Below are 17,754 nucleotides of genomic sequence, written 5' to 3' on the forward strand. Positions count from 1 at the left end.
AAGGATGAGGAGGAATCTGGTTGAGGCTAGCTTCTTACAATGTCGAAAATCTCTTTGAACGGGCCAAGATACTAAATCAGACCGAATGGGGAATTGGAGCTGATCCGGATCATAGGCTCTTCTCCGGCCAAAAAGTATTGGAAGAGGTTGCAAAACTTAATGCGCTTGTAGCTCAGCAGATCTACAGTCCATCCGATAAAGTTGAGATTGCGCGCTTAATGGAGGCACTTGGACTCAAAGAAAGAGATGAGTCAGATTTTGTTATCCTGCGCAGGAATCGGGGAAAACTTGTTTCCAGAAAGTATGGTGCCTTAAAGGTCGTGGCGAACGGCCGCGATGATTGGATTGGATGGTTTGAGTTAACGACGGAAGCGATAAACGAGCACGCTACGCAGAACACTGCGAGGGTAATCCGAAACATTGACGCCCAAATCATGGTGGTGGTAGAGGCTGAGAATAGGCCCTCACTTGTAATGTTTAACGAACAAATACTTTATCCCATTGCCAACTGGCTTTATGATCATGCGCTCTTGATCGATGGGAATGACAGCCGCGGTATCGATGTCGGACTTTTTACACGGGCACCGTATGCAGTGGATTTTATGCGAAGCCATGTTGATGATAGGGTGGATGGTAAGCTAGTGTTTAACCGTGATTGCGCAGAATACCACATTCCGCTGCCGGAAAATCGAAGCCTGGTCATTTTGGCTAACCATTTCAAGAGCAAAGCAAATGACGATAAAGCACTTAGAAAGAAGCAGGCGAAGCGGGTCCGCGAAATTTATGAGCATCTGCGTGCTTCAAATATAGATCTGATTGCCGTGATGGGGGATCTTAACGATACTCCGGATAGTGACCCTCTTGCCCCACTTCTACAGGACGGTTCCGATCTTAAAGACGCCAGTGAGATCGAAGGTTTTGATTTTGCCGGCAGACCTGGCACTTGGGGTGACGGTGACGCCAAGGACAAAATTGACTATATCCTGATGTCGCCTGCGCTATTCCGGCTCGCCCGGGGCGGAGGCATTTACCGTGAGGGCGTTTGGGGCGGGAAGGACGGAACTCTGTTTCCTCATCTTCCTGAAATTACGAACGCGGCGCAGGCTGCATCTGACCATGCCGCAATCTACGTAGATCTGGACATTTAGATTAGCGTGAAATTGGCGCACCAGCAAATTTTCGGCCGGTTGTATGGGTTTCCCGTGACCTGTCGTTTTCCATTCTCACGCGGCACTGGAGCCCCTCACACTGCATTGACTCGTTTATGATTCACGCGTTGTTCTTTTCGAAGGAGCGCCGTGATTTTCCGGTACCTTTCTACTGATAGCTAACTCGTGTTGCCAACTCAAAAACACCTCAAAGGTTATCTCCATATCTTGCGACATGGTTTCATTCTCTTGAAGGTGTTTTGATTTGTCTCACGTTTTGGGGTCAGTCCCCCCGTCTCATCGGGCTTTTTATTAAATACTTATTAAGAAGAGATATTCTTGTTATCCGTCATTAATAATTAGTACACAACTTTAATGTCTAGTACATGAATTTATTGTCTGTACACATATGTAAGATAATGTTATTTATAGAATTACCGTCCAGATTAGAACTTCGAAGCTTCACGGTGATGCCAATCCCCATTACGGGACGGGAAAAGGAGCTAGGATTTATCGGTTGGCGACCAATTTTCCATTTTCTACATGAAAATCATCAATACGAACACTCGGGATGCCGTACACGTCATCGACGGTTTGCTCCACCATGAAACGGACTTGGCCATCGAGGTGCATTATACGGATACAGCCGGTTCACCGATTAAGTCTTTGGTCTAATGAATTTGCGCAGATTTCGCTAACAGGAAAGGATTCAAAAGCTTTTGACTTGTTATGCAATTCATATTCGCTCTGATTGAAACCTAAGCAGTCACCCTCTGAATTTAATAAAAAGCCCGATGATACGTGCTCATCGGGCTTTTGTTAAATACTTACTAAGAAGAAATATTCTTGTTATCTGTCATTAATAATAGTACACAACTTTAATGTCTAGTACATGACTTTATTGTCTGTACACACAACATTAATTTAGAATTTTACTAAAGCTTATTCTACGGTAACGCTTTTCGCCAGGTTACGTGGTTTATCAACATCATGACCCAGCGCAAGAGAAGCGTAGTAAGCCAACAGTTGGAGAGAAACAACCGAAATTGCAGCAGACAGAATTGGAAGTGTCTTCGGAATGGCAAATACCTGATCCACGGACTTCAACAACTCAACTGCGTGCTCTTCGTACGTAATCGCAAGAACATCTGCACCACGAGCCTTGACTTCCTTAATGTTGCTCACGGTTTTCTCCAACACGGATTCCTGTGTTACCAAAGCGATAACTGGAATTCCCTCTTCGATCAATGCCAGTGTACCATGCTTCAGCTCACCCGCAGCATATGCCTCGGAATGAATGTAGGAGATTTCCTTGAGCTTCAGAGAGCCTTCCTGTACTACAGCATAGTCCTGACCGCGACCAATAAAGAACAGGTGCTTGTGGCTTGCAATTTGCTCAGCATAGGATTTGATCGCATCTGCTTTACCCAGCATCTCTTCCACTTGCTCTGGCAGAGATTCCATAGCAGCCAGCACATGGGCTACTTGCTCATCCGTTTGTGTGCCACGCACTTGAGCGAGATACAAACCAAACAGATAGAACGCAATCAACTGCGAAGAATAGGCTTTAGTCGAGGCTACGGCAATTTCCGGTCCTGCCAGTGTAACCAACACATCATCTGCATCACGAGCGATGGAGCTACCGACTACGTTTGTAATCGCCAGTACATGAGCGCCGTTTGCTTGTGCTTCACGCAGTGCTGCCAACGTGTCAGCAGTTTCACCGGATTGGCTCACCACGATCACCAATGTCTCTGGTGTTACGATAGGTGAACGATAACGATATTCGGAAGCCACATCATTCTCTACCGGTATACGAGCCAGACTTTCAATAACGGTACGGCCAATCAAACCTGCATTGTAAGCTGTACCACACGCAACAATTTGAATGTTGCGGATATTTTTAATTTGTTCTTCTGTCAGCTTCAGCTCAGGAAGAACAACTTTTTTAGTATCTTTATCGATACGGCCCAACATTGTGTCACGATAAGCCTTAGGCTGCTCGTGAATTTCTTTCAGCATGAAATGCTCATAGCCGCCTTTTTCCGCTGTCACAGCATCCCATTCGACATGAATCATTTCCCGAGAAATAAATTGACCTTCGATTGTCATTAAATCGACAGCATCACTGGTCAAAACAGCCATTTCGCCATCGTTTAAAATAAATACATTGCGTGTATATTTCAGAATAGCCGGAATGTCGGAACCGATAAAGTTCTCGCCTTCTCCCACACCAATAACCAGCGGACTAGCTTGACGAACAGCAACCAGTTTATTAGGCTCATGCTCTGTCAGCACACCCAGTGCAAAAGCACCACGCATAAAGGTAATTGCTTTTTGTACTGCTTTAACGATATCCCCTTTATATTCACGCGCAACCAGATGGGAAATAACTTCGGTGTCCGTTTCGGAAATAAAGGTATGACCTTCGCTGATCAGCTGCTCCTTCAGCTCCAGATAGTTCTCAATAATTCCGTTGTGAACTACAGAGAACTTTTGGCTCTCATCCAAATGTGGATGGGAGTTTTCATCAGAAGGCTTACCGTGCGTTGCCCAACGTGTATGTCCGATGCCTGCATGGCCTACCAACGGCGTACCATCCAGTTTAGCTTCCAGATTCGCCAGACGACCTTTAGCCTTGGCTACTTGCAATCCTGAATCAGTAAACACGGCAATACCCGCAGAGTCATAACCGCGATACTCCAGCTTCTTCAATCCGTCAATCAATACCTCTTGCGTATTCTGATTACCAATATATCCTACAATGCCACACATATTCGTTATCCTCCCGATCATCATTTCACAAGACGACTCATCACAGGACTAACGTGTGCGGTAGATTGTGGAATAAAGTTCATTCATCTATGAAGTTGTCAATGATAACTATAGAATTTACAGGCATCTCTTCACGAATGTAACGAAATTCCCAAACCGCGCACGCCAATGATGATGGCCGCACATTCATGAAATGAATCTTATAATTTAGGTTATAAAATAATAAAGGCATCTACCGGTGCGTTGTGTAAACAGTTGCCTGTTCATTTTCCGCTGCCGGTTTACGGCTTGATGCTTCACCGGAAGGTCCCCGCCGAATGTTTCGAACACCTTCACCTCGTCAGCTTGTTTTGTCGTGAACCGATCTGCAAGCAACTTTATTTCAACTGAATCCGTTGCTTCTCCACCAAGTTCCCCCGCACAAAATCAAGCTCTGGCGCTTGTATTACGTTACCCTACAACCCTCGCTTTCTCTATCTGAGTCACAGCATCCCTATATTATATTCAGCTAAGTATCATTTGGCAATGACACTTTATTCATAATTACACCATGAAGGCAATAAATCGCTAGTAAATAACCGCAAACGCCGTTGCCTGCTTCTTTTTCACAGGCAACCGACGTTTACAAAATTTTAAACTAATTCTTTCTTCACGACATCTACGATCTGACCGACAAATTGCTCCAGCTCATCTTTATCCGGGCCTTCGGCCATCACACGAATGAGCGATTCTGTGCCTGAAGCACGAACCAGTACACGCCCATTATCGCCCAATTGTTGTTCCACCTGCTCAATTGCTTCTGCAATAGCAGGATTCCCCTCGTAATTGCGTTTGTCCTGCACACGCACATTTACGAGCACTTGCGGATACTGTTTCATGAGCGATTTTAGCTCACTCATTTTCTTGCCGGAAGCTTTCAAGGTATCTACCAGTTGAATCCCGGTCAGCATGCCATCGCCTGTCGTATTGTGATCCAGGAAAATAACGTGACCAGACTGCTCACCGCCCAGATTAAATCCACCCCGACGCATTTCTTCCATCACATAACGGTCCCCAACCGCAGTTTTTGCAGTCTTGAGTGCCAGCTTTTCAGTAGCTTTATAAAAACCGATATTACTCATCACTGTCGATACAATAGTGCTGTCCTTGAGTTTTCCAGCGCGGTTCATTGCATCTCCGCAAATGCAGAGAATATAGTCGCCGTCTACCTCTTCCCCGTTCTCATCAATTGCGATCAGACGGTCGGCATCGCCGTCAAAGGCCAGACCAATATCCGCTTTCAAGCGGCGCACTTCCTCTTTCAGCTTTTCAGGATGAGTCGAGCCGCAATGATCATTGATGTTCAAACCGTTAGGCTCGGCACCGATGGTGTGCACCTCAGCTCCCAATTCTGCAAAAAGCTTCGGCGCCAGCTCATAAGCTGCTCCGTTTGCACAATCCAGTACAATTTTTATTCCTTCAAAAGAATGGCTAATTGTTGTTTTCAAGAACTCCAGATAATCGTAACGGGAATGCTCGTCTACAACAACCGTTCCCAATCCGCCGCCAATCGGACGAGGCAGTTGGTCTTCTTTTGCATCCATGAGCTCTTCAATTTTCAATTCCGTTTCGTCTGTCAATTTAAAACCGTCACCGCCAAAAAACTTAATGCCGTTATCTTCAACTGGATTGTGTGATGCTGAGATCATTACACCAGCGTCAGCTTTCAATTGACGTGTGAGATATGCCACCCCAGGCGTCGAAACAATACCTAGGCGAACCACATTAGCTCCAATGGACAGCAAACCGGCTACAAGAGCCGATTCCAGCATCAGACCGGATATCCGTGTATCCATACCAATAACAACTGTCGGTTTCTCTACATTACCTGCTAAAACATATCCGCCGCAGCGGCCAATGCTATATGCCAGTTCGGCTGTAAGTTCCTGATTAGCAACGCCTCGTACACCATCTGTACCAAAATATTTCCCCATGTAAAATGACTCCCTTTTTTTGTCTAATAAATCATGATTATTTACTACAGATAAAACATGTTATGGCTGACTGTTCTCCGGGGTTCCATTCGCAGAAGAATCTGCGCCGTTATGAGGATTTGTTTTATCCTCCGCAGCTGCGTTGTCCCCGGTCTTAGCGTCAGAGTTTCCACTTTGATTGCCTTGCCCCTCCTGTGGCCTCTCCTGCCCCTTTTCACCACTACCAGAGGGGTTTGATTCATTCTCACTATTCGGATTCGTTACAGCAGGCGTAGAAGGGCTCTCAATGTTGATCGTTGCCTTTAGTTGGCTGACATTCCCGGCTTGCGTAATATATTTAGGCAAGCCTACTTTCAGAGTTACCTCGTGTTGACCAGCCGCGAGGCCACTTACATCTGCCACCAAACTAATATCATCATTGGTTAAATTGTTTACCAGATCCTGCGGGCCCTTCACAGTAACATCCATCGTCTTGCCTGCGGGCGCTGTAACAGTCGCAGTCGCTCCATCTCCTGCACCTTGTAAAACGATTGGGATGCCTGGCAGCGTCCGTTCCGTATCTGTGACTTCATTGGAAGGAACAACAGTCACCTGAATTTGTATGGACCCTGGCTCGATTTTATCAGAACCTGAGGGGGCTGCCAAATTAGCTTGAACTGTACGAGTCCCCGCTTCCGTAAATTGGCTTAAATCCAATGTAGCCGTGACGTAAGAGCTAAGACTGCTCAATACATCCTGCGATGCATATACCGCCGCTTCCTTCACGTTTGCATTCACTTTAGAAAGCACCAGTCCGTCTGGCAACTCTCCGGAATAGACAATCTTAACAGGCACAGACTTCGCCTGCTGAGTTACCGGAATTTCAACGGACACAGTGGATGGCTCAATGACCGCTCCCGTAAGTTCCTGTCCCTTTTTATTATAAGCCTTCAGTTTTACACGCTTCTGTTCAAACTTTTCTGAGATGCCATCCGTATTAACAGCCCCCTGAACGGCAGTGACGGTACTCAACTGGCTTTTGGGCAAGGTAACCTTCACGGTTTGAGGAGCAATTACAGGCTTACCAAGCTGCAGTCCCCCCTCTGGATTTCCTTTAGGAACTATAGATACATTAAATGATTTCGTTTGTTTTTCCTCAATCGTCACTGTAACACGGTTAGGAGTCATAGATACCAACTCCACTCCATCCGGCAAGTCCGGTTCAAGTGACAATGTTTTAGTACCTGCTCCTAAGCCGTTTAAGTTGAGCTTTGCCTGATAATTATCCGCGAAAAAAGAAGTCAGCACAGAGCGCTGTCCTCTGACCTCCATCTTAACATGATCAGTATCCATGGTTGACAATACATATTTTGAATCATCCAGACCACTGGCCTGAATGGCTACATTATCAATCACTTTATTATTATAAGAAACGGTCAACGTAGATGAAGGTGTACCTGTATCTAGATGGACCATTCCCCACAGCAGGACAGCAACCGCAAGCGCCAATATCTTGGAAATCGTATTATTGTTAATCCATTTGTCCATCATGAATTTCCACGGCCTCCCCTCCGATTCCAGAATGAGCCGCGTTTTTCCTTCAAAGACGGTGTTGGCCGCAACTCCTCATACAGCTTGGAGATTAGGGATTCTTCCTTAATGTCGCGCACGACCTGTCCATTAATGGCCAAAGAAATTTGTCCTGTTTCCTCCGATACCACGACAGTTACGGCATCCGTTACCTCACTCACCCCAATCGCAGCCCGGTGACGGGTTCCCAGCTCCTTGCTAATGAACGGATTTTCCGATAATGGTAAATAACAGGCCGCAGAAGCAATCTGTTTATTTTGAATAATCACCGCACCATCATGCAGAGGTGTATTAGGAATGAAGATGTTAATTAGCAGTTCAGAACTGACTACGGCCTGTGTCTTGATACCAGACTCCGTATATTCGTTTAGCCCTGTCTCGCGCTCAAATACGACCAAAGCTCCTATTTTCCTACGTGATAAATAATTCAGCGCCTTAATCATTTCTCCGATTAACTTGTTAATCTCTTCATCATCCGCAGACGAACGCCCAAATAATTTGCCACGCCCCAATTGCTCCAGTGCACGACGCAACTCAGGCTGAAAAATAATAAAGATAGCCACCACACCAAAGGTGAACATCTGATTCATCAACCACTTGAGCGTATACAAATCAAACCAGGTGCTAACCGCCCAAATGACAACCAGAAACAGAATCCCTTTCAACAATTGAACTGCACGCGTTCCGCGAACAAGTAAAATAAGCTGATACATAATATAGGTTACGATCAAAATGTCGATAATATCTTTAATGGACTCTTTCCAAGTCAGGTCCGCAAAATAATCCAACATGCGCATGCCCCCGCAATTTTCTGTAGTGAGTGGGTGTAATATGTACACAGTGTGCTCTCTCTATCTAGGTTATAACGATCAGGCTCACGTTGCAAGCTGTGTGACAAAAGAACCGCCAAAATCAGTAAAATACAGTACAATTCGCCAGCTTCATATACAAAAAAACGCCTTTTCCAGCGGAAAGAGGCGCTCGATATCGTCCTTGCCATTTCAAGCTTCTTTTATGGAGAAGAAGGTCCCCCGAATAAATCAGTAACCTTGTACCAAATCCAATCCAAGGTTTGATCAATACTTTTAACCTGTCCTGCAATATGGGCGGTGGACGCTTGATAATAAGAACCATCAATTACAGTGACATTTCCTTCCACTTCACCGTATACACGGGCTTCACCATTTTGCACTGTTAAATCTCCGGCAATGGATTTCCCCTCAGGCACAATCACAGTATCTCCCTGAATAACAACTTGATCCAGATGACTTCCTTTGACTACCAATTGATGGTCCGTGCCAGAAAAGCTGGCCATGCTTGAGCATATAACAATAAGGAAGAAGGCGGCGGCTGTTACAGCGGGATGCCTTTTCACCCAGGTCAGCATAGGCACCGCAGTCTGTCTTTTATGCGGCGGCAAAGCATTCATAATGCGAAATGTCAGCTCATCCGATACACACGGCACTTGATGATAGCGTGTACCGTAAAGCATCGCATCCGTCCGCTCCAGCTCTTTAAAACGCATGCGGCATTCCGGGCAGTCTAACAAGTGCTGTTCCAACTCATGTTTGTCCTGCTCAGACAGGTCGCCATCTAGATAGTCATGCATAAAAGAGACGGCTTGTTTGCAATCCATATGAGCCAATCCTTTCTAATATTCTTCCGTGTTTCTCAACATAACATGCTCCGGCTTAGAAACTTTGCTCATCTTACATACGTTACAACGAGCATTATGTTTCATAAAAACATCTACGCAGACTCTTTTCCTAGAATCTATGCGCATGATCTATAGCTTGTGCTCCAGTTTTTTGCGCAGAAAATCCCGTCCCCTGTGTACTCTTGTCTTAATAGTGGTGACTGGGAGATTGAGCACATCGCTGATTTCCTGTAAGGAAAGCTCCTGCAAGTACCGTAAAACCATAATCGTTCTGTATTTATCCGGAAGGCTGTCGATGGCGTCATGAATCAAGGCCTGTGTTTCAGACAGAAGCGTGCTCCCCTCAGGGGTAAGCTCTTCACTGGCGAGCATGGCGTACCCATCGACACCTTCCTGATCATTCATTTCAGCATCAAGTGAGTATGTAGGTTTTCTCCTTCGCAGACGATCAATGCACAGATTTGTAGCAATTCGATAAATCCAAGTTGAGAATTTCTGTCCATGATCGTATTTTTCCAAATTACGATACACACGCAAAAAAGTTTCCTGCACCAGATCCTCCGCCTCATGGCGATTACCTAGCATCCGGTAGGAAAGATGAAAAATCCGATCTTTATATAACTCGACTAACTCCGCAAAAGCTCGCTGATCGCCTTTCTGTACCAGCCTTACCAAGCGGCTTTCCATATTATCCACTCTATACTCCCCCAGACTTGCTGATGGGTTACTTATTATATGTTTATGATTATTCATCGTAGTTTAATTTTATCCGGAAATCAACTGTAGTATTGTTACTAACTGCAAGCACGCCTGCCATCAATATACAAACAGCACAATCGGGCACCCCATGAGTACCCGATTGCCTGTATTCGTACAACCGCACTATATCAGCCCGTATTTCTCAAGCCTGCGGCAATTCCGTTAATCGTCAACAATACCTCACGTAGCATCTCCGTATCATCACCGTTCTGATCCCGCAACTCCCGTAGCTCACTTAGCAATTGAACCTGCAAGTAACTTAACGGATCGACATAAGGATTACGCAAGCGGATAGATTCCTGAATAACCGGCACGTCGTCCAAAATCTCGGATTGTCCGGTTATTTTCAAAATCAACTCAGATGTCAGCTTAAACTCCGCTGAAATCTGCCCGAAAATACGCTGCCGGGCCTCTTCGTTATCTGACATCCCAGCGTACTCTTCTGCAATCAGTAAATCGGCTTTAGCGATTGCCATTTGCAGTGTATCAATAAGTGACCGGAAGAAAGCAGAGTCCCTAAACATCGTTTGCAGCACTTTAAGGTTATCCTCATTGTTTTGATAGAAGCTTTGCAAACCTGTTCCAGCCGCATACCATGCAGGTAACAAGTAACGGCTTTGTGTCCATGCAAAAACCCATGGAATGGCGCGCAAGTCCTCAAAACGTTCGCTGTTCTTACGCTTGGACGGACGAGATCCAATGTTGAGCTCGCCCACCTCAGGCAACGGTGTAGATTCTTTGAAGAAGTTGAAGAAATCTGGATCTCGGAAAATCAAATCTTGATACTTATCCAGTGATACTTGGGAAATGCGGGCGATAATCTCCTCCCAGCTCTCCTCAAACACTTCCTTCTTGCCGGAACGATGATATGCTACAGCCGTAATCAGCGCCGATGTTGCCTGCTCCAAGCTCCGGTACGCGATACCTCTGAGCGAGTATCGGGATGATAGTACTTCACCTTGCTCCGTAATCTTGATTCCGCCTCCAATCGTATGAGGAGGTTGAGCCAAAATACTGCGATTAAGTGGCATTCCTCCACGACCCAGCGCACCTCCACGACCGTGGAAAAACTTCACTTTTACGCCAAACTCATTAACTACTTCCGTAATGCTGTTCATAGCGACCCGAAGTTCCCAGTTCGCTGTAACCACACCGCCATCTTTATTGCTGTCCGAGTATCCCAGCATAATCTCCTGAAGCTGGTCCATCGCAGCCACAGATTGTCGATATACAGGCAAGTTCATCAATCTTCTCATAATATCAGGTGCAGCGTGCAGATCATCTATCGTTTCGAACAAAGGGACAGATTGCAGCGTACAGATAACAGTGCCATCCTTCTCGATGCGGAACAGGCCTACCTCTTTGGATAAGACCATAACCTCCAGTAAGTCACTGGCTCCCTGAGTCATACTGATCAAGTAGCTTGTAATGGACTGCTTGCCGAATTCCTCCTGAGCTAAATAAATCGTGCGATATACGTCAAGACATTCCTGTGTGCTATCGCTATATTTTAAATAAGGTGAAGTAATCGGACGAGGTTCATTCAGCAGCTTTTCCAGCAGATTAATTTTTTCTTCTTCTGACAGCTTACTGTAATCCGACACAATATTCATTTTAGAAAGAATTTCAGTCATCGCATTTTCATGTTCCTGACTATGCTGACGCACATCCAGCGTAGCTGTATGGAATCCAAACAACTCTACCTGGCGAATCATCTTTTGAATATACGTATTTGCCACATAATCGGCAAAATGATGACGCAGACTGTGGTCAATAACATTTAGGTCTGCAATGAGCTCTTCCGCAGAATTATAACGCTCATTGGTGCCCTGTTTGCTTTCATCCAGGATGTTGTTCACTTTAGCAATCATATATGCCAGTTTAATGCGATAAGGCTCTTTTTCGTTATGCCATACTTCCATCTTTTTAAGTGTAATGTGAGTACGGTCTTCTTCAATAGAAGCCAGCAGATCATCGGAAACTCGCACAATGCTGGTGCTGAAACTCAAGTAACCCATGAGTTCCTTTAACGTGTGCTGATATTCTCTCAAAGCCAACTTGCGCTGCATACGTAACGTTTCCCAAGTCACATGAGATGTCACAGACGGATTGCCGTCCCGGTCTCCACCGATCCAGGAGCCAAATCTCAGATAAGTGGGTATGTGCCATTTTTGTTCGGGATAATATTTGTCTAAACATCGTTCCAATTCTTGGTATACATCTGGCAGTACATGAAACAAGGTCTCGTGAAAATAATACATTCCATTTCTTACTTCATCTAATACAGTTGGCTTGCGATCACGCAGCTCATCTGTCTGCCACAGCGTAATTACTTCGTTTAGCAGATTCTCCCGTACCTGTTCCCGCTCACGCAAGGTAAGCATCGGATTATCCAGCAGCATGACGTCCTCGGAAATGCGCTTATGGATATCAAGTATTACTCGTCGTGTCGCTTCTGTAGGATGTGCGGTCATGACCAGCTCCAAAGAGAGCTCATTCAGCAAGTTACTAACGTCCTCAGCGGAGAAGCCCCCTTGTTTAAGCTCCTGAACGGAACTTTCAATGGAACCAGGTTGAACATCTTCACCAGCCGAATGCTCATAATCCCGCTTACGACGAATACGATGGTTTTGCTCAGCGATATTCACCAACTGAAAATAAATCGCAAACGCGCGAATAACCTGGTGACGAATATCCGTATCCAGTCCGCTGACCATTTGTTTGAAATTCTCATACAACTCCGGCTGATACCCGGCACGTAACGATTTACTTGTCTCACGTATTTTCTCCACGATATCCAAAAGTTCGTTGCCACCCTGATGAACCAATACCTCACCAAGAATATTCCCTAGAAAACGAACGTCCCGCCGCAGCAGATTGTTGGATTGGTTTTTGTTAGCGGTTAACGTAAGCTCAGTCATGCTTTTCCCCCCATCTGATCTGTTCCACACCATATACAGTTGTAGAAAAGGTACGTATACACACGAAATTTGACACTTTCTTAACATCATACAATAAAACCGCATGAAAAGCTGCAAAATTTACAGTAAAAAATCATGTTTTTGAAATACTTCTTTTGAGAAAATATTGGATTGTTATGAAAAAAGATGAAATTAATAAAAAGAATTGATATATACACTAGTGATGCGTGAAACATTATGCACAGTCTCTTATAAAGAGTGTGTTTTTAAAGGTACAAATTCATGCAACATGATGTGTATATGTTTATTATTTGTTGACAAAGTCAACTCCATTAGCCTTCTATCCACAAGGATATACACAAATCAGCCATTTTCTCAGTGTTCCTAAGGTATTTCCTCTTAAACACTTCACTTTTTACCCACATAAATAAAGGGAAATGTGCACAACCCAAGAGCAACTGTTGAGTTATCACCATGAATTCGTACCATAATAGCTATAGGATTCCTACATTCAAAGGATTTGATCACGAAATTAGCCTTACTGCAGAAGAATGAGGTCGTTAGAGGAGGAAATTCGAGATCTAGGTGTCAAAAGTAACAAGAGCCTATGTACAATATACACAAGTCATCCCCAACTGTGCATGACAGGAGACATATTTGCATTGGCCTATATACATAGAAGTAAATGTAATGTGGACAAAATAAAAAGAAGCCTTTCGGCTTCTAGGTAATCGGTAAGCGGGTGATGGGAATCGAACCCACGCTATCAGCTTGGAAGGCTGAAGTTCTACCATTGAACTACACCCGCAAATTAGTATCGGGATGACACGATTTGAACATGCGACCCCCTGGTCCCAAACCAGGTGCTCTACCAAGCTGAGCTACATCCCGATATTATACTTTTTTAAATATGGCGCGCCCTGAGAGATTCGAACTCCCGGCCTTTTGATTCGTAGTCAAACGCTCTATCCAGCTGAGCTAAGGGCGCAAATATGGAGCGGACGACGGGAATCGAACCCGCGACCCTCGCCTTGGCAAGGCGATGCTCTACCGCTGAGCCACGTCCGCAAAAACAAGATGCGCGTGGAGGGACTTGAACCCCCACGTCAAAGACGCTAGATCCTAAGTCTAGTGCGTCTGCCAATTCCGCCACACGCGCATGTAATACAATGGTGAGCCATGAAGGACTCGAACCTTCGACACCCTGATTAAAAGTCAGGTGCTCTACCAACTGAGCTAATGGCTCTTAATGGCTGGGGATATAGGATTTGAACCTATGCATGACGGAGTCAAAGTCCGTTGCCTTACCGCTTGGCTAATCCCCAATATGCATATGATTCACAATTCCCCAAGATTTCATCCAGGTAAGAGGATGAAAAATGGTGGAGGCTGAGGGGATCGAACCCCCGACCCTCTGCTTGTAAGGCAGATGCTCTCCCAGCTGAGCTAAGCCTCCATACTACCCTATGACCCGTAGGGGATTCGAACCCCTGTTACCTCCGTGAAAGGGAGGTGTCTTAACCCCTTGACCAACGGGCCATCCTATAACAAGCTCTCAACCGGGTTCGAACCGGTGACCTCATCCTTACCATGGATGCACTCTACCTGCTGAGCTATGAGAGCAAATGGCTCCCCGAACAGGACTCGAACCTGTGACAACTCGATTAACAGTCGAGTGCTCTACCAACTGAGCTATCAGGGAATAATAATCATAAAGCTCTGCTTGGCGACGTCCTACTCTCCCAGGACCCTGCGGTCCAAGTACCATCGGCGCTGGAGGGCTTAACGGTCGTGTTCGGGATGGGTACGTGTGGAACCCCTCCGCTATCGCCACCAAACATGAATTTGCTATGCAAATTCTATCGTACGGTTATTCGGTTCATCACTTATCGTGTGAACGAATAGCCATGCGCTTGTTGTATGTCACTTGTACATACGTTCAAGGTTACACCCTGAAAACTGGATCCGAAACTTATTTGCGTTTTATCTTTAGGATAAGCCCTCGACCGATTAGTATTGGTCAGCTCCATGCATTACTGCACTTCCACCCCCAACCTATCTACCTCGTCGTCTTCAAGGGGTCTTACTAATTGGGAAATCTCATCTTGAGGGGGGCTTCACGCTTAGATGCTTTCAGCGCTTATCCCTTCCGTACATAGCTACCCAGCGGTGCTCCTGGCGGAACAACTGGTACACCAGCGGTACGTCCATCCCGGTCCTCTCGTACTAAGGACAGCTCCTCTCAAATTTCCTACGCCCACGACAGATAGGGACCGAACTGTCTCACGACGTTCTGAACCCAGCTCGCGTACCGCTTTAATGGGCGAACAGCCCAACCCTTGGGACCTACTTCAGCCCCAGGATGCGATGAGCCGACATCGAGGTGCCAAACCTCCCCGTCGATGTGGACTCTTGGGGGAGATAAGCCTGTTATCCCCAGGGTAGCTTTTATCCGTTGAGCGATGGCCCTTCCATGCGGTACCACCGGATCACTAAGCCCGACTTTCGTCCCTGCTCGACTTGTAGGTCTCGCAGTCAAGCTCCCTTCTGCCTTTGCACTCTTCGAATGATTTCCAACCATTCTGAGGGAACCTTGGGGCGCCTCCGTTACTCTTTAGGAGGCGACCGCCCCAGTCAAACTGCCCACCTGACACTGTCCTCGCACCGGATCACGGTACCAAGTTAGAACCTAGATACGATCAGGGTGGTATCCCAAGGATGCCTCCCTTCAAGCTGGCGCTCAAAGTTCTACGGCTCCCACCTATCCTGTACAGATCGTACCCAAATTCAATATCAAGCTGCAGTAAAGCTCCATGGGGTCTTTCCGTCTTGTCGCGGGTAACCTGCATCTTCACAGGTATTAAAATTTCACCGGATCTCTCGTTGAGACAGCGCCCAAGTCGTTACGCCATTCGTGCGGGTCAGAATTTACCTGACAAGGAATTTCGCTACCTTAGGACCGTTATAGTTACGGCCGCCGTTTACTGGGGCTTCGGTTCATAGCTTCGCCCGAAGGCTTACCACTCCCCTTAACCTTCCAGCACCGGGCAGGCGTCAGCCCGTATACTTCGCCTTGCGGCTTCGCACAGACCTGTGTTTTTGCTAAACAGTCGCTTGGGCCTTTTCACTGCGGCCCCCTCGGGCTATTCACCCTACCGAGGCACCCCTTCTCCCGAAGTTACGGGGTCATTTTGCCGAGTTCCTTAACGAGAGTTCTTCCGCGCGCCTTAGAATTCTCTTCTCGCCTACCTGTGTCGGTTTGCGGTACGGGCACCTTCTCCTGGCTAGAGGCTTTTCTTGGCAGTCTGAGATCATGACCTTCGCTACTACAATTTTCGCTCCCCATCACAGCCCAGCCTTAACGATGTGCGGATTTGCCTACACACCAGCCTCACTGCTTAGACGGACATCCATCAGTCCGCGTCACTACCCTACTGCGTCACCCCATCGCTCATAACGGATTACGGTGGTACAGGAATTTCGACCTGTTGTCCTTCGACTACGCCTATCGGCCTCGCCTTAGGTCCCGACTTACCCTGAGCGGACGAACCTTCCTCAGGAACCCTTAGGCTTTCGGCGGATCTGATTCTCACAGATCTTTTCGTTACTCATACCGGCATTCTCACTTGAATGCAGTCCAGCGCTCCTTACGGTACACCTTCAACCCGCATTCAACGCTCCCCTACCCCTGATGCATTGCATCAAGCCATAGCTTCGGTGGTGTGTTTAGCCCCGTTACATTTTCGGCGCAGAGTCACTCGACCAGTGAGCTATTACGCACTCTTTCAATGGTGGCTGCTTCTAAGCCAACATCCTGGTTGTCTGTGCAACTCCACATCCTTTCCCACTTAACACACACTTGGGGACCTTAGCTGATGGTCTGGGCTGTTTCCCTTTCGACAATGGATCTTAGCACTCACTGTCTGACTCCCGGAACTAAATCTATGGCATTCGGAGTTTGACTGAGCTTGGTAACCCTTGCGGGCCCCGCACCCAATCAGTGCTCTACCTCCACGATTCTTCTTTCCGAGGCTAGCCCTAAAGCTATTTCGGGGAGAACCAGCTATCTCCGGGTTCGATTGGAATTTCTCCGCTACCCCCACCTCATCCCCGCATTTTTCAACATGCGTGGGTTCGGGCCTCCAGTGCGTGTTACCGCACCTTCACCCTGGACAGGGGTAGATCACCCGGTTTCGGGTCTACGTCCACGTACTCATTCGCCCTATTCAGACTCGCTTTCGCTGCGGCTTCAGCTCTTCACCTTAACCTTGCACGGGAACGTAACTCGCCGGTTCATTCTACAAAAGGCACGCCATCACCCATAGATCGGGCTCTGACTTCTTGTAAGCACACGGTTTCAGGATCTATTTCACTCCCCTTCCGGGGTGCTTTTCACCTTTCCCTCACGGTACTGCTTCACTATCGGTCGCCAGGGAGTATTTAGCCTTGGCAGATGGTCCTGCCGGATTCATACGGGGTTTCACGTGCCCCGCACTACTCGGGATCCGTCTCGGAGAGAACAAGTTTTGAACTACAGGGCTTTTACCTTCTCTGGCGGGCCTTTCCAGACCTCTTCATCTAACCGGTTCCTTTGTAACTCCATGTGAGACGTCCCACAACCCCAAGGAGCAAGCTCCTTGGTTTGGGCTAATCCGCGTTCGCTCGCCGCTACTGACGGAATCACTATTGTTTTCTCTTCCTCAGGGTACTTAGATGTTTCAGTTCCCCTGGTCTGCCTCTCACTCACCTATGAATTCAGTGAGTAGTGACTGTCGATGAAGACAGCCGGGTTTCCCCATTCGGACATCCCCGGATCAAAGCTTGCTTACAGCTCCCCGAGGCCTTATCGTTGTTCGCCACGTCCTTCGTCGGCTCCTGGCGCCTAGGCATCCTCCGTGTGCTCTTTGTAGCTTAACCTAGACTTTTCTTTCAAAGAAAGAAAATGTCGATGT

General features: G+C 46.7%; 8 protein-coding genes, 11 tRNA genes, 2 rRNA genes and 1 pseudogene. 2 read left to right on the plus strand and 20 right to left on the minus strand.

Translation table 11 applies throughout. The annotated features are described in order from the left end of the window. Positions 1-20: 20 nt before the first annotated feature. A complete protein-coding gene (locus tag MKY35_RS22715) occupies positions 21-1,148 on the plus strand; it encodes an endonuclease/exonuclease/phosphatase family protein (RefSeq protein WP_039275284.1) in 1,128 nt (375 codons plus the stop codon). Positions 1,149-1,581: 433 nt separating this feature from the next. Beyond that, positions 1,582-1,807: pseudogene (locus MKY35_RS22720) on the plus strand (Tn3 family transposase); the annotation flags it as partial. A gap of 283 nt (positions 1,808-2,090) precedes the next feature. On the opposite strand, the gene glmS reads toward MKY35_RS22720, so the two are convergent. The 20 genes from glmS to MKY35_RS22820 form a co-directional block, all read right to left on the minus strand. Beyond that, positions 2,091-3,923 (minus strand): glutamine--fructose-6-phosphate transaminase (isomerizing), encoded by a 1,833-nt coding sequence (glmS, locus tag MKY35_RS22725; RefSeq protein WP_342444893.1) that lies wholly within the window; start codon positions 3,921-3,923, stop codon positions 2,091-2,093. A 632-nt stretch (positions 3,924-4,555) separates the two neighbouring features. After that, complete coding sequence (gene glmM / locus MKY35_RS22730; RefSeq protein WP_029516808.1) at positions 4,556-5,896, minus strand: phosphoglucosamine mutase; 1,341 nt, start codon at positions 5,894-5,896, stop codon at positions 4,556-4,558. A 60-nt stretch (positions 5,897-5,956) separates the two neighbouring features. After that, positions 5,957-7,426 carry a CdaR family protein gene (locus tag MKY35_RS22735; protein ID WP_342444894.1) on the minus strand — a complete coding sequence of 490 codons (1,470 nt, stop codon included), beginning with the start codon at positions 7,424-7,426 and terminating at the stop codon, positions 5,957-5,959. Then, positions 7,423-8,256 carry a diadenylate cyclase CdaA gene (gene cdaA, locus MKY35_RS22740; protein ID WP_013312127.1) on the minus strand — a complete coding sequence of 278 codons (834 nt, stop codon included), beginning with the start codon at positions 8,254-8,256 and terminating at the stop codon, positions 7,423-7,425. The genes MKY35_RS22735 and cdaA overlap by 4 nt, the downstream gene beginning before the upstream one ends. 221 nt (positions 8,257-8,477) lie before the next feature. Beyond that, positions 8,478-9,101, minus strand: a complete 624-nt coding sequence (locus MKY35_RS22745; RefSeq protein WP_069011562.1) for a zf-HC2 domain-containing protein — start codon at positions 9,099-9,101, stop codon at positions 8,478-8,480. Between the two features lie 150 nt (positions 9,102-9,251). Continuing rightward, the gene (sigW, locus tag MKY35_RS22750; RefSeq protein ID WP_016818747.1) at positions 9,252-9,818 is read right to left on the minus strand and encodes an RNA polymerase sigma factor SigW; all 567 of its coding nucleotides are present in this window, start codon (positions 9,816-9,818) and stop codon (positions 9,252-9,254) included. A 191-nt stretch (positions 9,819-10,009) separates the two neighbouring features. Continuing rightward, on the minus strand, positions 10,010-12,802 hold the full coding sequence (gene ppc, locus MKY35_RS22755) for a phosphoenolpyruvate carboxylase (RefSeq protein ID WP_342427232.1): 2,793 nt from the start codon (positions 12,800-12,802) through the stop codon (positions 10,010-10,012). Positions 12,803-13,539: 737 nt separating this feature from the next. Then, positions 13,540-13,610 (minus strand) — tRNA-Gly (locus MKY35_RS22760). 9 nt (positions 13,611-13,619) lie between these two features. Then, positions 13,620-13,693, minus strand: a tRNA-Pro gene (locus tag MKY35_RS22765). Between the two features lie 20 nt (positions 13,694-13,713). Next, a tRNA-Arg gene (locus MKY35_RS22770) sits at positions 13,714-13,790 on the minus strand. A gap of 5 nt (positions 13,791-13,795) precedes the next feature. Beyond that, positions 13,796-13,870: transfer RNA gene (locus MKY35_RS22775), tRNA-Gly, on the minus strand. A 10-nt stretch (positions 13,871-13,880) separates the two neighbouring features. Continuing rightward, positions 13,881-13,961, minus strand: a tRNA-Leu gene (locus tag MKY35_RS22780). Positions 13,962-13,972: 11 nt separating this feature from the next. Continuing rightward, positions 13,973-14,048: transfer RNA gene (locus tag MKY35_RS22785), tRNA-Lys, on the minus strand. Positions 14,049-14,052: 4 nt separating this feature from the next. Further along, positions 14,053-14,127, minus strand: a tRNA-Gln gene (locus MKY35_RS22790). A gap of 55 nt (positions 14,128-14,182) precedes the next feature. Beyond that, a tRNA-Val gene (locus tag MKY35_RS22795) sits at positions 14,183-14,258 on the minus strand. Positions 14,259-14,269: 11 nt separating this feature from the next. Further along, positions 14,270-14,341: transfer RNA gene (locus MKY35_RS22800), tRNA-Glu, on the minus strand. A gap of 11 nt (positions 14,342-14,352) precedes the next feature. Further along, a tRNA-Thr gene (locus MKY35_RS22805) sits at positions 14,353-14,425 on the minus strand. A gap of 3 nt (positions 14,426-14,428) precedes the next feature. Next, a tRNA-Asn gene (locus tag MKY35_RS22810) sits at positions 14,429-14,504 on the minus strand. Between the two features lie 19 nt (positions 14,505-14,523). Beyond that, a 5S ribosomal RNA gene (gene rrf, locus MKY35_RS22815) occupies positions 14,524-14,640 on the minus strand. A 152-nt stretch (positions 14,641-14,792) separates the two neighbouring features. Next, positions 14,793-17,719 (minus strand): 23S ribosomal RNA (locus MKY35_RS22820). Positions 17,720-17,754 lie beyond the last annotated feature (35 nt).

Origin of the sequence: Paenibacillus sp. FSL L8-0638, from assembly GCF_038593075.1 — a bacterium.
GTDB lineage: Bacteria > Bacillota > Bacilli > Paenibacillales > Paenibacillaceae > Paenibacillus > Paenibacillus polymyxa_D.